1 protein-coding gene and 1 riboswitch are annotated in these 1,301 nt (G+C 43.7%); the gene reads right to left on the bottom strand.

Annotation, left to right across the window (positions count from 1 at the left end; all coding sequences use genetic code 11):
- Window positions 1-23: 23 nt before the first annotated feature.
- Window positions 24-245, bottom strand: a riboswitch (cobalamin riboswitch).
- A 163-nt stretch (window positions 246-408) separates the two neighbouring features.
- A complete protein-coding gene (locus A3738_RS26740; RefSeq protein ID WP_068474695.1) occupies window positions 409-1,020 on the bottom strand; it encodes a Yip1 family protein in 612 nt (203 codons plus the stop codon).
- Window positions 1,021-1,301: the final 281 nt, after the last annotated feature.

Here is a 1,301-nt window from a genome sequence, read left to right on the forward strand (position 1 = left end):
GGTATGAAAGCCCATTTATCTTGTGATAAATGGGTTGCTTTGGCAGGTCTTCGGACTTATGGGCGTGTGTTAAATCTAACGATTATCCTACAGCGACGACTTCCCAGAATTTTACGTTCCAGTGCCTAATGCGTGTAGCTATCTTGCTTCGCATTATGTCGCTTTCGTTCCCAATTACCGCTGCGCGTCAGTTCTGGATTTTCACCAGATTCTCTCTTAGCACAACTAATTCAGAGACATTCTTACGTGTCTATTTAGTAGATGTGAACCAATGCAAAACACAATATATAGGCATTTTTAATAACAAACAACAATATATTGTTTAAAACAATGCCGGCTACGAATCTTAGGTATAAAAAAACCGCAAATCTCATGAGAGCATTTGCGGCTCGATTTAGTCTCTACCTATTATCCGCCAATAAATTCTGGCCCTATACCCAACGACCAAATAATTACCGTTGCGACACGCGTTGAGACAAGATAAACGAGCGCGACTGCGAGAATCGCCCCTTCGAAGAAAAACGCTCTATCTTCTGAAATACGCATCACGATCGGAAGACCCTTGTGTAGAAGAACCCCTGCGCATGCGGCAGCAAATACAAATACTAAGGCGTTGACCCAAAAGACAGGATATAACAGCGAAAAACCACCTAAAAACAGAGGCGTGCATGCGTATGCCATGAGTGCAATTCCGTTTGCAGCTTGCTCGTCATGCTCAGCTCCGTAGGTCTGAGCCATCCAGTCGATCATGTAGCCAATAAAAAATACTCCCAGCAGCATCGTTAGATATGTTAACCCGCACAAGAGGAATGCGCTGTCTGCGGTCAACTTCGTGACGGCCCCATCACCGATTGTCCAACCAACTACAGTGGTAGAATAATAAGCACACAGAGGCCCGATGGCGGCCAATATGCAGGTGTACGCGACAAAGATCCTTGTCGGCATGGAATGCTCTTTTTTGATTTCTTGCCACTCTCTAGTAGGGTGAGTGGCCAATCCAAACATATGTGAAAGCAACATAGTTAGCTCCTCCGCTGGGCTCCGTTCTTACAGTACATAAAGATAGTCGCAATCAGATTCACTTGTTTAGATCACTTTTACTTAAAGAAATGCTGTTTAGACGCTAAAGGAATACAAGCACTTAGTTAACTATGCTAATTCCCTCTTGCATAAGCGATTTCATGCATCACTTGCCGCAAGACCTCTACGCCACTTAAAATCTAGGCAATTTCAACGAACCGGCTGTTTTTAACTATAGTGTTTTGCATTCAACAAAAGGAAAACGACACTCACATGAGTCA

This window comes from Oleiphilus sp. HI0066 (assembly GCF_001635725.1).

Excerpts from the sequence above, each read along its gene's own strand:
- A3738_RS26740 (WP_068474695.1), bottom strand. The coding sequence starts at position 1,020 with ATGTTGCTTTCACATATGTTTGGATTGGCCACTCACCCTACTAGAGAG.